Source organism: Phaeobacter gallaeciensis DSM 26640 (genome assembly GCF_000511385.1).
Taxonomy (GTDB): Bacteria; Pseudomonadota; Alphaproteobacteria; order Rhodobacterales; family Rhodobacteraceae; genus Phaeobacter; species Phaeobacter gallaeciensis.
Genome location: NC_023137.1, coordinates 498984 through 512658, shown reverse-complemented (window position 1 = coordinate 512658; position 13675 = coordinate 498984). Strand labels below are relative to the sequence as shown.

Genomic DNA, 13675 nt, shown 5'->3' with positions numbered 1-13675 from the left:
GGAGAGACACCATGTTGACCTATGACTGGATTGTTCTGATCACGCTGGGCAAGGACAAATGGGAGGCGCAGCGCCGGTTTCCCAAATCCTATGAATTGGAACGAGATGCCGCGCAAATCCGGGGGGCAGCTGAGGAAGCTGCCAGAGCTGCAGCGCAGGCCGAGACAGATCCGGAGCCAACCGCCAAACGCCCCGGACTGCTGCGGCGCCTGTTTGAGCGGCGCGTGGATCAGGGTGAGGCAGATTCCGGTCAGGCCGCGCCGTCCTGCTGCCCCTCATCGCGCGCCGCCTCATAGGCCAGCATCGCGCGTTTGACCGGCAGGCCCCAGTGATACCCGCCAAGGGCACCGGATTTGCGCAGCGCACGGTGACAGGGGATCAGCCAGCTGACCGGGTTGCGCCCCACCGCCGTGCCGACGGCGCGCACAGCACGGGGCGCGCCGATGGCATGGGCAATCTCGGAATAGGTGGTGACCTGACCCGAGGGGATGCGCAACAGCGCCTCCCAGACCTTGATCTGCAAGGGCGCGCCAATCATATGCAGTGCGGCCTCGCCCCGCTGATCAAAAATCGCCTCCACCATCGCGCGCAGGGCCATCGGATCTTCGACAAAATCGGCATCGGGCCAGCGGCTGCGCATATCGGCCATGGTCGGCTCCGCCCCGGTTTCTGCGGCAAAGCCCATACCACAGATCCCCTTCTCCGTGCCCATCACCAGAACCAGTCCGAACGGGCTGTCAAACCAACCCCAGAGGATGCGCAGACCGGCCCCCTTGCGGGCGTATTCACCGGGGCTCATCGCCTCCCAGCGCAGGAACAGATCATGCAGCCGACCACTGCCGGAAAGACCAACCGCGTGGGCCGCTTCCAGCGTGGTGAAGTGATCTTGCAGTAGGCTTTTAGCGTGGCCAAGGCGCAGATACTGCTGGTAACGCTTGGGGGAGACACCAACCCAGGCCGAGAACAGGCGTTGAAAATGCGCCGGGCTCATATCCATGGCGGCGGCCAGTTCGGCCAGAGTCAGAGCCTCGCCGCCCTCGTCAATCAGCTCAATCGCGCGGCGCATGACGCCGTAGTGATAGCTCTGTTCGCGTGCCTGCATGTTCATGAGAGACCCTCCCGTCCGGTACTGCTGCCCTTCAGTATAGGATCACGCCCCCGCAGCGCGACCCGGATCTTGCGCGAACAGCCGACTATGGGTCCATCACCACAGGGTAACGCTTCGCTCACCTATCGTGGCTTTTCTGTTTGCGCCGGGGGACCCTGCGCGGCATTAAGGACCGCGATGGCAAAGCAACTCGATTATCACACCCTGCGTGAGATCTTCACGCGGTTTCAGGCAGCGGATCCAGAGCCCAAGGGCGAATTGGAGCATGTCAACGTCTACACATTGGTGGTGGCGGTGGCGCTGTCAGCGCAGGCTACGGATGCGGGTGTCAACAAGGCAACACGCGCGCTGTTTCAGATCGCGGATACCCCGCAGAAGATGCTGGATCTGGGCGAAGAGGGGCTGACCGAACATATCAAGACCATTGGTCTATACCGCCAGAAGGCCAAGAACGTGATCAAGATGTCGCGCATTCTGGTCGAGGATTACGGCGGCGTGGTGCCCAATTCCCGCGCTGCCTTGCAATCCCTGCCCGGCGTCGGGCGCAAGACGGCGAATGTGGTTCTGAACATGTGGTGGCGCCAGCCCGCACAGGCGGTGGACACTCATATCTTTCGGGTTGGCAACCGGGCGGGCATTGCGCCGGGCAAGGATGTCGATGCGGTCGAACGCGCCATCGAAGACAATATTCCGGCAGATTTTCAGCTCCATGCCCATCATTGGCTGATCCTGCACGGACGATATCATTGCAAGGCTCGCAAACCGATGTGCCCCACCTGCATCATCCGCGATCTCTGCCAGTTTGAGGACAAAACTCTATGAAAACATACCAGCTCGTCGGGATCGGCAATGCCGTTGTGGACGTGATCAGCCAATGCGACGACAGCTTTCTGGAGCATATGGGCATCGAAAAAGGCATCATGCAGCTGATCGAACGGGATCGCGGCGAGGTGCTTTATGCGGCGATGCAGGACCGGGTGCAGACGCCCGGCGGCTCGGTTGCAAATACCATTGCCGGTGCCGGTGCGCTGGGGCTGGATGCGGCCTTTATCGGGCGGGTACATGATGACGCGCTGGGGCGGTTTTACGCACAGGCGATGGCCGATGATGGCGTCAATTTTGTGAACCCGCCGGTTGAGGGCGGTGAGCTGCCCACCTCGCGGTCGATGATCTTTGTCTCCGGCGATGGCGAGCGGTCGATGAACACCTATCTGGGCATCTCCTCCGAGCTATCCTCGTCGGATGTGCCGGACGCGGTATCGGGCAAGGCGCAGCTGATGTTCCTTGAGGGCTATCTGTTCGACAAGGACAAGGGCAAAACCGCCTTCATGGAGGCGGCGCGAACCTGTCGCGAAGGCGGCGGCAAATGCGGTATCGCGATTTCCGATCCTTTCTGCGTGGAACGCCACCGCGCTGACTTCCTGTCGCTGATCGAAAATGATCTGGATTTCGTGATCGGCAATGAGGCGGAGATCAAATCGCTGTTTGAAACCGACGATCTGGAAGAGGCGCTGGCCAAGACGGCGGCAATTTGTTCGCTGGTGGTCTGCACCCGCTCGGGCGATGGCGTCACCGTGGTTGAGGGCGACACCCGCGTGTCAGTGCCGGTTGAGCGGGTGGTGCCGGTGGATGCCACGGGGGCGGGCGATCAATTTGCAGCCGGGTTCCTGTTTGGCATGGCCAAAGGGCTGGATGTTGAGACCTGCGCGAAGATCGGCAATATCTGCGCGGCTGAGGTGATCAGCCATATCGGCCCCCGTCCCAAGGCGGTGATGAGCCAGGTGCTGCGCCGTGAAGGGCTGATCTGAGCCGGGAATGATCCCGCAACCGATTTGAGACAGCCGCCCCGGAGCGATCGGGGGCGGCTTTTTCTTCGGTGAACAGCTTTGGCTGTCCCCGTTCGAGGTCTGGCCGGGATCAGGCGTTTTCGGCGGAGGTCAGCGCCTTTGACAGCAGCTCGGTCAAAACCCTCTGCTCTTCCGCTCCCAGTCCACTAAGCAGGCGCGCTTGCGTGGCCACATGCGCCTCTACCACCTCATTGATCAGGCGCAGCCCTTCGGGCGTCAGCTCAATCAGGAAGCTGCGGCTGTCCTCGGGGTTGACGCTGCGCGCGACCAACCCGGCATCCACCAGCCGGTCAATGCGGTTGGTCATGGTGCCCGAGGCCACCATAGTGGCCTGCAACAGATCCCCCGGTGACAGGCGATGCGGTGCACCGGCGCGACGCAGGGTGGCCAGAACATCGAACTTGGCGCCGTTCAAATCATAGCGCGCCCAGGTTTTCTGCATTTCCTTTTGATAGGCCTGCGCCAATCGTCCAACCCGCCCGATCACGGCCATCGCCGATACATCAAGGTCAGGGCGTTCCCGCTCCCATTGCTGGGTCACAAAATCCACATGGTCCATGTCGGAAGGTTTTATCGAATGATATCTTGACGTCAAGAAAAACTATCATATCTTGATGTCGAGAAAACCAGGAGGAGCCTGCCATGCAGAGCCGTGATCTGATCCTTACCGCGCTGGCGCCCGTGATCTGGGGCAGCAGCTATATTGTCACCACCAGCCTGTTGCCGGGACAGTCGCCGCTGCTGGTCGCCTTGTTGCGGGCCTTGCCTGCCGGGCTCCTGTTGATGCTGATGGTGCGGCAATTGCCGCCACTGAGCTGGGTGCCGAGGCTCTTGGTGCTGGGAGCGCTGAACTTCTCGATTTTCTGGAGCCTGCTGTTTGTCGCCGCCTATCGCCTGCCCGGCGGGGTTGCCGCAACGCTGGGTGCTGTGCAGCCGCTGGTGGTGTTGTTTCTGTCGGCGCTGATGCTGAAGACGCCGGTGCGCGCGGCGGCGGTTCTGGCAGCGGGGCTGAGCATTCTTGGCGTGGCGCTTCTGGTGCTGACGCCGAGTGCAGAGCTGGACGGGATCGGTGTCTTTGCGGGGCTGGCCGGGGCCATTGCGATGGCGGCGGGTGTGGTGCTGAGCCGCAAGTGGCAGCCGCCTGTATCGCTGCTGACCTTCACCGCATGGCAACTGACGGCGGGCGGTCTGTTGCTGATCCCGGTGACGCTCTGGTCCCTGCCCGCCATGCCGCAGCTGAGCGGCGAGAACCTGCTTGGGCTGGCCTATATGAGCCTGATTGGCGGCGCTGCGACTTATGTCCTGTGGTTTCGGGGCATTGCCCGGCTGGAGCCATCGGTGGTGTCGCTTCTGGGCGTGCTCAGCCCGCTGTCAGCGGTGATCCTGGGCTGGCTGATCCTTGGCGAGGTGCTGACGGCAAAGCAGGCCATTGGCGCAGGCCTTGCGCTGTTCAGCCTATGGTTGGGGCAAAGCGGCTTGCGCTGGCGGAGGCGACGGGTGGCTAGCATCTAGTCTCCCAAACCGGCTGCGGATTAACGTTCAGACCAGGGGGTGCAGGATTTTCCCGCGTGGCAAGCCAGCACCTCATCTCGGGCGGCACCATCGGTGCCCCCGAAGCCAAAGCCGCCACAGGGATCCATGCGCAGCACATAGGCACCGTCGCGCTGTTCAAGAAACGCCAGATAGTCCACGCCATCCGCTGCGCCAGCACACCACGGCCCAAAGCAGAGGATTTCCAATGTGATGCCCAGATCAACGTCTTTTGAAAAGCCGTTCGGGGTCATCAGCTTGCCCTCCATCCGCGCCGGAATCAGACTGCGCGGCGGCGCGTCATTGGGATTGTCCTGCGGCGCCTTGGGCAGCGCGCCCTCATCAAAACTCAGCTCGCCTTCGACCACGATATAGCTCTTGTCAGATTTTGCGGCTGCAAGATAGGCGTCCGACGGCCCCCAGGGCAGGCAGCTGAGGGCGGATACAGGCCCCGTCAAGGTCGCGATGAGCGCGACGGAAATGGCAGCTGGCGCGATGAGACTGCGAAGAGGTGGCATCAGGCTGTCCTTTGTCAGGCACGAGTTAGGTCCGAACCATCATAGATGGTCCTGAAACTCCTGAATAACCCGTTCGTAGACCTCGCGTTTGAATGGCACGATCTTGCTCACCAGCTGATCCACCGGTTGCCAGCACCAGGCGGAAAATTCCGGGTGATCAGTGGCGATATTGACCTGATCATCGCGCCCGAGAAAGCGCATCAGATACCATTTCTGCTCCTGCCCGCGATATTTCCCGCCCCAGAACTGCGGCACCACATCAACCGGCAGATCATAGGGCAGCCAGCCGTCGCTTTCTGCGATAACCTCGATCAGATCAGGGGTGACGCCGGTTTCTTCCTCCAGCTCACGCAGGGCGGCGCGCCGGGGATCTTCGCCAGCATCAATGCCGCCCTGGGGCATCTGCCAGGCATCCTTGTGACGGTCCATCCGCTGGCCAACCCAGACATCCCCTGCCGCATTGATCAGCATCACACCCACATTGGGCCGATAGGGCAAGGCGGCGATTTCTTCGGGTGTCATCAGGCTCTCCTCGGTTGGATGCCCCCTTGTGTACCCATGCCCCAGCGTCGTGCAAGAGGGTGACGCCGCGTCTGAAGTGACAATCCCTTTCAGGCTGGGCCATTTTCGCGCAAACCCAGATACTAAGACGTATCAGAGAACTACCAGGGAGAGTGTCATGACTGCGTACCCGAAAATGTTGGCGCCGCTGGATCTCGGCTTTACCACGTTGAAAAACCGCGTGCTGATGGGATCCATGCACACCGGGCTTGAGGAAACCAAGGACTGGAACCGGGTGGCGGAGTTCTATGCCGACCGGGCGCGCGGTGGCGTGGCGCTGATGGTGACAGGCGGTATTGGCCCGAACCTTGAAGGTTCCGTTCTGCCTGGGGCGGCGATGATGGCCAGCGAACAGGATGTGGAAAACCACAGCATCGTCACCAGCCGCGTGCATGAGGCAGGCGGCAAGATCGCCATGCAGATCCTACATGCGGGGCGCTACTCCTACGGCCCAAAATGTGTCGCCCCCAGCCCGGTGAAATCGCCCATTTCCCCCTTCCCGCCCAATGAGCTGGACGAAGGCGGCATCGAAAAACAGATCGCGGATATCGTCAACGCCGCTGTGCTCGCGCAGCAGGCTGGCTATGATGGTGTTGAGATCATGGGCAGCGAGGGATATTTCCTCAATCAGTTCCTGGTCACCCATACCAACAAGAGGACGGATCGCTGGGGTGGATCCTATGAGAACCGGATGCGCCTGCCGATTGAGGTGGTGCGCCGCACCCGCGAGGCGGTGGGCACGGATTTCATCATCATCTATCGCCTGTCGATGATTGATCTGGTGCCCAATGGCTCCACCTACGATGAGGTGGTTCAGCTGGCGCAAGAGGTCGAGAAAGCCGGGGCGACCATTCTGAATACCGGCATCGGCTGGCATGAGGCACGGATCCCGACAATTGCCACCTCGGTCCCGCGCGCGGCCTTTGCCTGGGTCACGAAGAAGCTGATGGGCAAGGTCTCCATCCCGGTGATCACCTCAAACCGGATCAACACACCTGAGGTGGCAGAGCAGGTGCTGACCGACGGCTGTGCCGATATGGTGTCGATGGCGCGACCGATGCTGGCGGATGCGGATTTTGTGGCCAAGGCCGCCGAAGGCAAGGCCGATCAGATCGCGCCCTGCATTGCCTGCAATCAGGCCTGTCTGGATCATACCTTTGGCGGCAAGCTGACGTCCTGTCTGGTGAACCCGCGCGCCTGTCACGAGACCGAGCTGGTGCTGACGCCTGCCGCAACCACCAAGACTGTTGCCATTGTCGGTGCGGGTCCGGCGGGGCTGTCGACGGCGCTGGCGGCGGCTGAGCGCGGCCATAAGGTGACGCTGTTTGACCGGGCCAGTGAGATTGGCGGCCAGTTGAACATGGCCAAACAGGTGCCGGGCAAGGAAGAGTTCTGGGGCTTGGTGGATTGGTATCGCACCATGCTGGCCCAGAGCGATGTGACGCTGGAGCTGAACCGTGAAGTGTCGGCCAGTGATCTCAACGGGTTCGACGAGGTGGTGATTGCCACCGGCGTGGTGCCGCGCGACCCGCAGATCCCCGGTCAGGATCGTGACAATGTGGTCGATTACATCGACGTGCTGCGCCACAAGGCCGAGGTCGGCAAGCAGGTTGCGGTCATCGGCGCTGGCGGCATCGGCTTTGACGTGTCGGAATTCCTGCTGCACGAAGGTGAGAGCGCCACCGAAAACCTGCCCTTGTGGATGAAGGAATGGGGCGTTGCGGACCCCGCCGAGCACCGCGCCGGTCTGTCCCCGGAAGGGCCGCAGCCCGTTCCCCCGGCACGTGAGGTGACGCTGTTGCAGCGCAAGGCGGAGCGTCACGGCAAGCGGCTCGGCAAGACCACTGGCTGGATCCACCGCGCCACGCTGAAGATGAAGGATGTGAATTTCGTCGGCGGCGTGAACTACGAGAAGATCGACGACGAGGGCCTGCATGTCAGCTTTGGTGAGGCGCGCGAGAACCCAACCGTGATCGCGGCGGACACTGTGGTGCTGTGCTCGGGCCAGCTATCCGAGCGGTCGCTGGCGGATACGTTGGAGGCACAGGGCACCGCCTGTCATGTGATCGGCGGGGCGGATCTGGCTGCCGAACTGGACGCCAAACGGGCCATCAATCAGGGCACACGGCTGGCCGCCTCGCTCTGAGCACACTCTGAGTTCCCAAAGAACAGGCGCGCAGGTTTTGCCCAACCCGCGCGCCTTTTTCGCGGCCTATGTGGCTCTCGCCTGCGGCTTAGGGTCGAGACAGGCCACCACATCTGAGGCAGCCATTGTCCTGATCCGTGACCACCCGGTCGATCAGAATGGTGACCCCGTCGCTGCCGCCAGTGTCGTTCCTGTCACTTAGGTTCAGTTGATACAGGCCTATGGGCAAATTAATCGGCAGGCTGACCGGCCCATGGGGCAGCGGGTCAGGGCCGAAAACCACCCCATCGACAGAAAGCTGGTAGCGCCCATCCGCCGGAATCCAGAGATTGAGATCAACAGGCGAGGATAGGATATCGCCATCCCGGGGTGCGAGGATCGCCGCGCCGGGTATCCGCGCCTCTTCCGCCCCAACCAGAGAGGTGGCGACAACCATGCAGATGACGGCACAGCCCCAGAGGCCTCGTCTGCGCGCCTCATGTTTCACGTGGCAACAGAGTCATGAACCGCGCGGGCATCGGTGGGAGCCTCATCACGGTTGGTCATGCCATAGTCGCGCAGCACGCCAGCCACCCGCAGGCGATAGTCGCTGAATACGGCCTCCCGCCCCTCGGTCTGGCCTGCGCGATGGGCGCTGAGGCAGCGCCAGTTGGCGACCGCCTCCTCGTCTTCCCAGAAGGACAGCGACAGCAGCTTGCCCGGTGTGGTGAGGCTCTGGAACCGTTCGACTGAAATAAAGCCCTCAACCTCCTGCAACAGCGGTTTCAGATCGGCGGCTATCTCCAGATAACGGTCCTTCGCCCCTTCCTTGATTTCAACCTCGAAGATAACGGCAATCATCCTGTGGATCCTTCCGGGTCGGAGACTTTTTTCAGCCAGGTGCGATCCTCGCGCAGGATAAAGCGGCGGTCCTGAGCGAAGGCATAGTTCTCGCGCCCCAGCGGGTCCGCCGCCAGCCGCGCGCGGTAGGCTTCGTACTCGGCAAGGTTTGCCACATCATAGATGCCATAAGCCAGCGTTGATGAACCTTCGTGCGGGGCATAGTACCCGATCAGATCAGCGCCACAGCGTGGGATCGCCTGCCCCCAATTGCGGGCATAGGTGGCGAAATCGTCCCGTTTGGTGGGGTCGATGTGATAGCGGATAATACAGGTGAGCATCAGAGGCGTCCTTTCTTGGAAAATACGCCCCCGATTTAGCAGCCAGAATGTGAGGAATGCTTCGCCCTGCACCGAAGTATCACGCCCGCCACACGGGCTTATTCAACCTTGATGGTGATCACTTCTGAGACGATGGGCGTCGAATGTGGGACGTGACCGTAGTCGCCCATCACCAGCTGCAGCGTATGCTCACCCGGAGCCAGATCCAGCGTGGTTTCGGTCTGTCCGCCACCAAAATGAATGTGGTTTTCATCCGAAGGCAGGCCGTAGGATAGTTCGTCTGCACCGTCTTCGCCCTCCCCCAGTGGCGGGCGGTCGATCAGTAGGTGGTGATGGCCGGTGTTTTCGGCCTCAGTCCCGGCTGGTGCCACCCCCATGCCGCGCAGGCCAAAGACCACGGTTACCGGTGCCGACACCACCTCACCATCCTTGGGGGTCACGAAATAAACCTCTGCCCCTTCCGGCGCCGGGGTTTCGCCACCCGCAAGGGCCGCAGAGACGGGCAAGGTACAGGCCACCACAGCCGCCAGTGTGGATCTGATCATCGCATTCATAAGATGTCCTCCCATTGACATAACCTCTTTCAACATAGTGGAAGCGGATGGGTTTTCGATCTTCCGTCGCGCGGGCAGGTGTTTCCAGCTGGTAAACTATGGGTGAATAACCTCGCAATTATCCCATCCCCGCCCCCTTCTTGCCCGATTTCACCGCGACAAATGAGGCAACCGAGATGGACAAGGACGCGAGTACTATGGATCGACTGACCGAAATGGAGGCCTTTGCCAATGTGGTGGATCAGGGCGGATTCACCGATGCGGCCAAGAAAATGGGGATCTCCAAATCGGCGGTGTCCAAACATGTGTCCAGCCTAGAGGCCCGTCTTGGCGCGCGGCTGCTGAACCGGACCACGCGGCGGGTGTCGCCCACGGAAATTGGTCTTGCGTACTACGACCGGGCGCGCCGGGTGCTGAATGATGCCGGGGAGGCGGATGCGCTGGTGACCTCGATGCAATCTGCGCCTTCGGGGCTGTTGCGGATCTCTGTGGCGACTGATTTTGGCGTCAACCACCTGTCGCCGGTACTGTCGGATTTCCTGCGTGATTTCCCGGATATCACCGTCAATATGGTGCTGAACAACCGCTATGTGGAGCTGATCTCTGAAGGGTTCGATATGGCCCTGCGCATTGGTGAGCTGGAGGACAGTTCCCTGCGGGCGCGCAAGCTGACGGAAACCACCAAGCGGATGATCGCCTCGCCCGCCTATCTGGAGAAATTCGGCCGACCGCAGAAGATCGACGATCTGAACATGCACAAACTGCTGCATTATTCGAACCAATCGAGCGGCAGCATGTGGAAGATCACCGCGCCGTCCGGCGAAAAACGGCAGGTGCGGACATCTGGCTGGCTGTCAGTGAATGACGGACAATCGCTGCTGAATGCCGCCATCTCCGGTCTGGGGATCGCCTATTTGCCGAGCTACCTCTATTCCGATGCCATGGCCGAAGGGTTGGTCGAGGACGTCATGCCCTCACTGCCGATGGAAACCCAGGGCATCTATGCGGTCTACCCTCCCGGCCGTTTCACCCAGCCCAAGGTGCGGGCCTTCATCGACTTCCTCGCCAATGCCTTTGCCGACAAGGATGGCATGACCTGGTGAGGCACGCCCCTTTGGGATTGGACAGGACCCGGCCGATGTGCCGGGTTTTCTGTATCTGTCCGACAGGCCGAGCGGGACCGCACCACATCACCGTCTGATCAGCACCGCCTCAACCCGGCGATTGGCCTCACGCCCCTCGGGGGTGAGGTTGGTGGTCAGCGGCGCCATGAACCCCGCACCGGCCACCGAAACCCGACCGGGATCAACAGCGCTATCGGCCAAAAGGCGGCGGCGAACCGCATCGGCGCGGCGTTCAGAAATCGCGATATTCTGCTCCAGCGATCCCACCGTGTCGGTATGACCCACCAAGAGCACATCGAAATCCGGGTTCTGAATCAGGAACTCTGCGAGAGCCGCAAGGCTATCATAGGGTTTGGCCCCCAGTGTCACGGCGCCGGTTTCAAATTCCAGATCCGCCAAGACCGCCCGCCCGTTGCGGCGTAGCCCGGTGATCAGCTCAGCCGCGCCAATGAGTGGCAGCGCGGTGGCCAGGGCTGCATCGGAGCTACCATCTACCGGGCTGCTACCATCTGTGATGATCGGCGGGCTGACACCTTCGGGCGTGACCTCAATCACCTGCACAAAGGTGGCGTTTCCGGAGCGCGAGACCAGCAGACTTACGATGCGGCCGTCGGGATGTTCTGCCGAGACAAAGCTGTAGTTGCCGATATCCACGGTCATGTCCGGGGCGGGGATCACCTCAATATCGAAACGGAAATCAAACCCGCCACAGCTGCGCGCGGGACATTGATAAAGCAGTTCGAAGCCGTTCTCGATCAATTGCGCACGCAGCGGTGCCAGCACTTGCAGCACCGTAGCATCACCGGAGATCCGCCAGCTGCGGCGCAGGATCTGCCCCTCGACCTGGCGTGCAGGCACGCCATCGTCGCTGGCAGGACCGAGCGGCACTGCGTAGCTGCCGAGGGCGGTGGCCCGTTCGGCGAGTTGGCGCGCACCGGCGGGCAGATTGATCCCCTGTGCGGTCGCCAGAGACGGCAGCGCTGCGCAGAGCAGCCCCGCCAAGGCAGGCATCAGCCAGCGGCCGGCAAGAACGGCACGGCGGGTCACCGGTGCTGCGCGTGATAGGCGTCGTTGGGCACCATGCCGGTGGCGCTGGCAACCCGATTGGACATGTTGAAAAACCCGGTGACATTGGCAATGTCCCAGATATCGCGGTCGCTGAACCCGTGGTCGCGCAGGGCTTGGCGGTCGGCCTCTTCAATCTCGGCACTGGCTTTGGTCACCTTTACGGCGAAATCCAGCATCGCTCGCTGGCGCGGCTCCAGCGGCGCGACGCGGTAGTTCATCACCAGCATCTCACCAAGCTTGGGATCACCTGACAGCTGGCGCACAGCGGCACCATGGGCCGTCAGGCAATAGAAACAGCTGTTGATAGCGGAGACCACCACCGCGATCATCTCGCGCTCCAGCTTTGACAACCCGCTGTCCGCCAGCATCAGGTCGTTATACATCCCGGTAAAGGCATTGAGCTTGTCGATGTCGAATGCATTGGCGCGCAGCACGTTGGGCACCATGCCGAGCTTATCCTGGCAGATGTCGAAATACTTCTGCGTCTCGGGCGGCAGCGGGTCCACCATCGGCAGGTCAAGCGCTGTGGGTGCGTCGGTGTCGCGTGTCATGGGTTACACTCCCTTTGGGTTGTGTCGATAGTGGTAACGTCCGGCGCGCTGCATGCCAAGTGAGGCATATAGACCGTTTGCCCCTGCGTTGGCTTCGGTGCAGAGAACTGCCAATTCGCGCGCGCCCTGATCGGCAGCCCATTGCCCAGCGCGGTGCATCAGCCAAACGGCCATGCCCTTACGGCGTTGATGAGACAGGATTTCCAGCGCGTGGACCATGGCGGTGCCATCGTGGATCGCGACAAAGCCGGTACCACCCGGCGCATCCTCACAGCGCCCCAGAAGCGATGTCTTTGGCCCCGCAGCCCGTTGCATCACGGCGAAGCGCTCGGGACCGATGCCGCCTGCGGCCCAGATCTCGTGCTGAATGGCCAGCGGCTCCCAAACGCAGAAGGCAGTGACCGGCGGGATTTCAACAGGGCACAGCAGGTCCACCGGACAGCTCCAGAGCACCACCGGATCCTTGATCACATAGCCGCGCGCGGCCAGCTGGGCGTCCAGTTCATCCTGCCCGTCGCGGATCATGAACAGATGATCCTGCCCCATATCGCCCATGACCTGTTCGGCGGCAGTGATTTCTGCCTCGCTAGCGTGGCCTGTAACCACGGTTGCTGCGGAGACACGGCTGCCGCCGCCAGCGCCCCGGCGCAAGGTTACCGGGCCAAGCTGCCGCAGTTCAGCGGCGGGCCATGTGTGGTCAGTGACGTCGTAATATTTGGGGTCGGTCAGAGAGTGAGTGGGCGTCAAAGATCAAGATCCCGTGCCAGCGCCGTGATCGCCGCATCCACCCGCGCGCCATCAGCGCCCCGAACCACCACATTGGCGCCAAAGGCCCCGTTTTGCTGGAACGGGTAACAACCGATGGAGAGGTCATCATAGGCCTCCGCAATGGCGGTCAGGATGGGGGCGATATCGCCCTCGCCGCGCTGCACCCGCAGGGTCTGCGACAAGAGCGGCGCGCCGCCGGTGAGCGTGGGCAGCACCGAGGCCACCATGGCCTGAAACACACTGGGCACACCCGCCATCACATGCACATTGCGCAGGGTGAAACCGGGGGCTGTGGAGACCGGGTTTTCGATCAGGGTCGCGCCATCGGGGATCCGCGCCATCCGCAAGCGGGCGGCGTTCAGCTCCTGCCCGGATTTATCGTAGTGAGCTTGCAGCAGCGCGCGGGCATCGTCGCGCACGTCCAGATGGGCACCAAAGGCCTTGCTGATGCAATCGGCGGTGATGTCGTCATGGGTGGGGCCGATGCCGCCGCTGGTGAAGACATGGTCGAACCCTTCCGATAGCGCCCTCACTGCCGTAATGATTGCCGCGTCATCATCGCTGATCACGCGCACCTCGCGCAGGTCGATGCCATGTTTGCTCAGCTCGCCGGCAAGATAGTACATATTGGCATCACGGGTGCGCCCGGACAGAATCTCGTCTCCGATCACCAGCATGGCTGCGGTTGGCATGGCGGCGGTTGGGGTTGCCATCTGCGCTCCTCCTCTTGATCCAATGAT

Annotated in this window: 18 protein-coding genes; 6 read left to right on the top strand and 12 right to left on the bottom strand. The window is 61.9% G+C overall.

The window, feature by feature from the left end; translation table 11 throughout:
• The first annotated feature begins 11 nt into the window (after nt 1-11).
• Complete coding sequence (locus GAL_RS02565; RefSeq protein ID WP_024096030.1) at nt 12-296, top strand: hypothetical protein; 285 nt, start codon at nt 12-14, stop codon at nt 294-296.
• Here GAL_RS02565 and GAL_RS02560 read toward each other — a convergent pair.
• A complete protein-coding gene (locus GAL_RS02560; RefSeq protein ID WP_024096029.1) occupies nt 251-1108 on the bottom strand; it encodes a methylated-DNA--[protein]-cysteine S-methyltransferase in 858 nt (285 codons plus the stop codon). The two genes, GAL_RS02565 and GAL_RS02560, sit on opposite strands and share 46 nt — an antisense overlap.
• A gap of 177 nt (nt 1109-1285) precedes the next feature.
• On the opposite strand from GAL_RS02560, the gene nth reads away from it, so the two are divergent.
• Nucleotides 1286-1930, top strand: a complete 645-nt coding sequence (nth, locus tag GAL_RS02555; RefSeq protein WP_024096028.1) for an endonuclease III — start codon at nt 1286-1288, stop codon at nt 1928-1930.
• On the top strand, nt 1927-2916 hold the full coding sequence (locus GAL_RS02550; protein ID WP_024096027.1) for an adenosine kinase: 990 nt from the start codon (nt 1927-1929) through the stop codon (nt 2914-2916). The genes nth and GAL_RS02550 overlap by 4 nt, the downstream gene beginning before the upstream one ends.
• A 109-nt stretch (nt 2917-3025) precedes the next feature.
• Here the strand turns inward: GAL_RS02550 and GAL_RS02545 are convergent, their stop codons facing one another.
• On the bottom strand, nt 3026-3514 hold the full coding sequence (locus GAL_RS02545) for a MarR family winged helix-turn-helix transcriptional regulator (protein ID WP_024096026.1): 489 nt from the start codon (nt 3512-3514) through the stop codon (nt 3026-3028).
• 83 nt (nt 3515-3597) lie between these two features.
• Between GAL_RS02545 and GAL_RS02540 the strand changes: the two genes are divergently transcribed.
• Nucleotides 3598-4467, top strand: a complete 870-nt coding sequence (locus GAL_RS02540; RefSeq protein WP_024096025.1) for an EamA family transporter — start codon at nt 3598-3600, stop codon at nt 4465-4467.
• Between the two features lie 20 nt (nt 4468-4487).
• On the opposite strand, the gene GAL_RS02535 is transcribed toward GAL_RS02540, so the two are convergent.
• Together GAL_RS02535 and GAL_RS02530 are read right to left on the bottom strand one after the other, a co-directional pair.
• On the bottom strand, nt 4488-5003 hold the full coding sequence (locus tag GAL_RS02535; RefSeq protein WP_024096024.1) for a hypothetical protein: 516 nt from the start codon (nt 5001-5003) through the stop codon (nt 4488-4490).
• A gap of 39 nt (nt 5004-5042) precedes the next feature.
• Nucleotides 5043-5525, bottom strand: a complete 483-nt coding sequence (locus GAL_RS02530) for an RNA pyrophosphohydrolase (RefSeq protein ID WP_024096023.1) — start codon at nt 5523-5525, stop codon at nt 5043-5045.
• Between the two features lie 157 nt (nt 5526-5682).
• Between GAL_RS02530 and GAL_RS02525 the strand changes: the two genes are divergently transcribed.
• Complete coding sequence (locus GAL_RS02525; protein WP_024096022.1) at nt 5683-7710, top strand: NADPH-dependent 2,4-dienoyl-CoA reductase; 2028 nt, start codon at nt 5683-5685, stop codon at nt 7708-7710.
• An 88-nt stretch (nt 7711-7798) separates the two neighbouring features.
• Here the strand turns inward: GAL_RS02525 and GAL_RS02520 are convergent, their stop codons facing one another.
• The 4 genes from GAL_RS02520 to GAL_RS02505 form a co-directional block, all read right to left on the bottom strand.
• Nucleotides 7799-8146 carry a hypothetical protein gene (locus tag GAL_RS02520; protein ID WP_040104238.1) on the bottom strand — a complete coding sequence of 116 codons (348 nt, stop codon included), beginning with the start codon at nt 8144-8146 and terminating at the stop codon, nt 7799-7801.
• A 47-nt stretch (nt 8147-8193) separates the two neighbouring features.
• On the bottom strand, nt 8194-8550 hold the full coding sequence (locus GAL_RS02515) for an antibiotic biosynthesis monooxygenase family protein (RefSeq protein ID WP_024096020.1): 357 nt from the start codon (nt 8548-8550) through the stop codon (nt 8194-8196).
• Nucleotides 8547-8870, bottom strand: coding sequence for an NIPSNAP family protein (locus GAL_RS02510; RefSeq protein WP_024096019.1), 324 nt, complete (start codon nt 8868-8870; stop codon nt 8547-8549). Before GAL_RS02510 ends, GAL_RS02515 begins: the two co-directional genes overlap by 4 nt.
• Nucleotides 8871-8968: 98 nt before the next feature.
• Nucleotides 8969-9424, bottom strand: a complete 456-nt coding sequence (locus GAL_RS02505; protein ID WP_024096018.1) for a DUF4399 domain-containing protein — start codon at nt 9422-9424, stop codon at nt 8969-8971.
• 197 nt (nt 9425-9621) lie between these two features.
• Here GAL_RS02505 and GAL_RS02500 point away from each other — a divergent pair, with 197 nt between their 5' ends.
• Nucleotides 9622-10527, top strand: coding sequence for a LysR family transcriptional regulator (locus GAL_RS02500; RefSeq protein WP_040104239.1), 906 nt, complete (start codon nt 9622-9624; stop codon nt 10525-10527).
• Between the two features lie 87 nt (nt 10528-10614).
• Here GAL_RS02500 and GAL_RS02495 read toward each other — a convergent pair whose 3' ends face one another.
• Genes GAL_RS02495 through GAL_RS02480 form a run of 4 tightly spaced genes read right to left on the bottom strand, consistent with a single transcriptional unit; the run spans nt 10615 to nt 13648 of the window.
• The gene (locus GAL_RS02495; protein WP_024096016.1) at nt 10615-11595 is read right to left on the bottom strand and encodes an OmpA family protein; all 981 of its coding nucleotides are present in this window, start codon (nt 11593-11595) and stop codon (nt 10615-10617) included.
• On the bottom strand, nt 11592-12167 hold the full coding sequence (locus GAL_RS02490; protein ID WP_024096015.1) for a peroxidase-related enzyme: 576 nt from the start codon (nt 12165-12167) through the stop codon (nt 11592-11594). The genes GAL_RS02495 and GAL_RS02490 overlap by 4 nt, the downstream gene beginning before the upstream one ends.
• A gap of 3 nt (nt 12168-12170) precedes the next feature.
• Nucleotides 12171-12914, bottom strand: a complete 744-nt coding sequence (locus GAL_RS02485; protein ID WP_024096014.1) for a GNAT family N-acetyltransferase — start codon at nt 12912-12914, stop codon at nt 12171-12173.
• The gene (locus GAL_RS02480) at nt 12911-13648 is read right to left on the bottom strand and encodes a competence/damage-inducible protein A (protein WP_024096013.1); all 738 of its coding nucleotides are present in this window, start codon (nt 13646-13648) and stop codon (nt 12911-12913) included. Before GAL_RS02480 ends, GAL_RS02485 begins: the two co-directional genes overlap by 4 nt.
• Between the last annotated feature and the right edge of the window lie 27 nt (nt 13649-13675).

Bases quoted from the DNA above. Each gene is read 5' to 3' on its own strand.
- GAL_RS02500 (WP_040104239.1), top strand. From the start codon at position 9,622: ATGGATCGACTGACCGAAATGGAGGCCTTTGCCAATGTGGTGGATCAG.
- GAL_RS02565 (WP_024096030.1), top strand. From the start codon at position 12: ATGTTGACCTATGACTGGATTGTTCTGATCACGCTGGGCAAGGACAAA.
- GAL_RS02550 (WP_024096027.1), top strand. From the start codon at position 1,927: ATGAAAACATACCAGCTCGTCGGGATCGGCAATGCCGTTGTGGACGTG.
- GAL_RS02535 (WP_024096024.1), bottom strand. From the start codon at position 5,003: ATGCCACCTCTTCGCAGTCTCATCGCGCCAGCTGCCATTTCCGTCGCG.
- GAL_RS02515 (WP_024096020.1), bottom strand. From the start codon at position 8,550: ATGATTGCCGTTATCTTCGAGGTTGAAATCAAGGAAGGGGCGAAGGAC.
- GAL_RS02480 (WP_024096013.1), bottom strand. From the start codon at position 13,648: ATGGCAACCCCAACCGCCGCCATGCCAACCGCAGCCATGCTGGTGATC.
- GAL_RS02545 (WP_024096026.1), bottom strand. From the start codon at position 3,514: ATGGACCATGTGGATTTTGTGACCCAGCAATGGGAGCGGGAACGCCCT.
- GAL_RS02510 (WP_024096019.1), bottom strand. From the start codon at position 8,870: ATGCTCACCTGTATTATCCGCTATCACATCGACCCCACCAAACGGGAC.
- GAL_RS02560 (WP_024096029.1), bottom strand. From the start codon at position 1,108: ATGAACATGCAGGCACGCGAACAGAGCTATCACTACGGCGTCATGCGC.
- GAL_RS02525 (WP_024096022.1), top strand. From the start codon at position 5,683: ATGACTGCGTACCCGAAAATGTTGGCGCCGCTGGATCTCGGCTTTACC.
- GAL_RS02540 (WP_024096025.1), top strand. From the start codon at position 3,598: ATGCAGAGCCGTGATCTGATCCTTACCGCGCTGGCGCCCGTGATCTGG.
- GAL_RS02505 (WP_024096018.1), bottom strand. From the start codon at position 9,424: ATGAATGCGATGATCAGATCCACACTGGCGGCTGTGGTGGCCTGTACC.
- GAL_RS02490 (WP_024096015.1), bottom strand. From the start codon at position 12,167: ATGACACGCGACACCGACGCACCCACAGCGCTTGACCTGCCGATGGTG.
- GAL_RS02530 (WP_024096023.1), bottom strand. From the start codon at position 5,525: ATGACACCCGAAGAAATCGCCGCCTTGCCCTATCGGCCCAATGTGGGT.
- GAL_RS02520 (WP_040104238.1), bottom strand. From the start codon at position 8,146: ATGGTTGTCGCCACCTCTCTGGTTGGGGCGGAAGAGGCGCGGATACCC.
- nth (WP_024096028.1), top strand. From the start codon at position 1,286: ATGGCAAAGCAACTCGATTATCACACCCTGCGTGAGATCTTCACGCGG.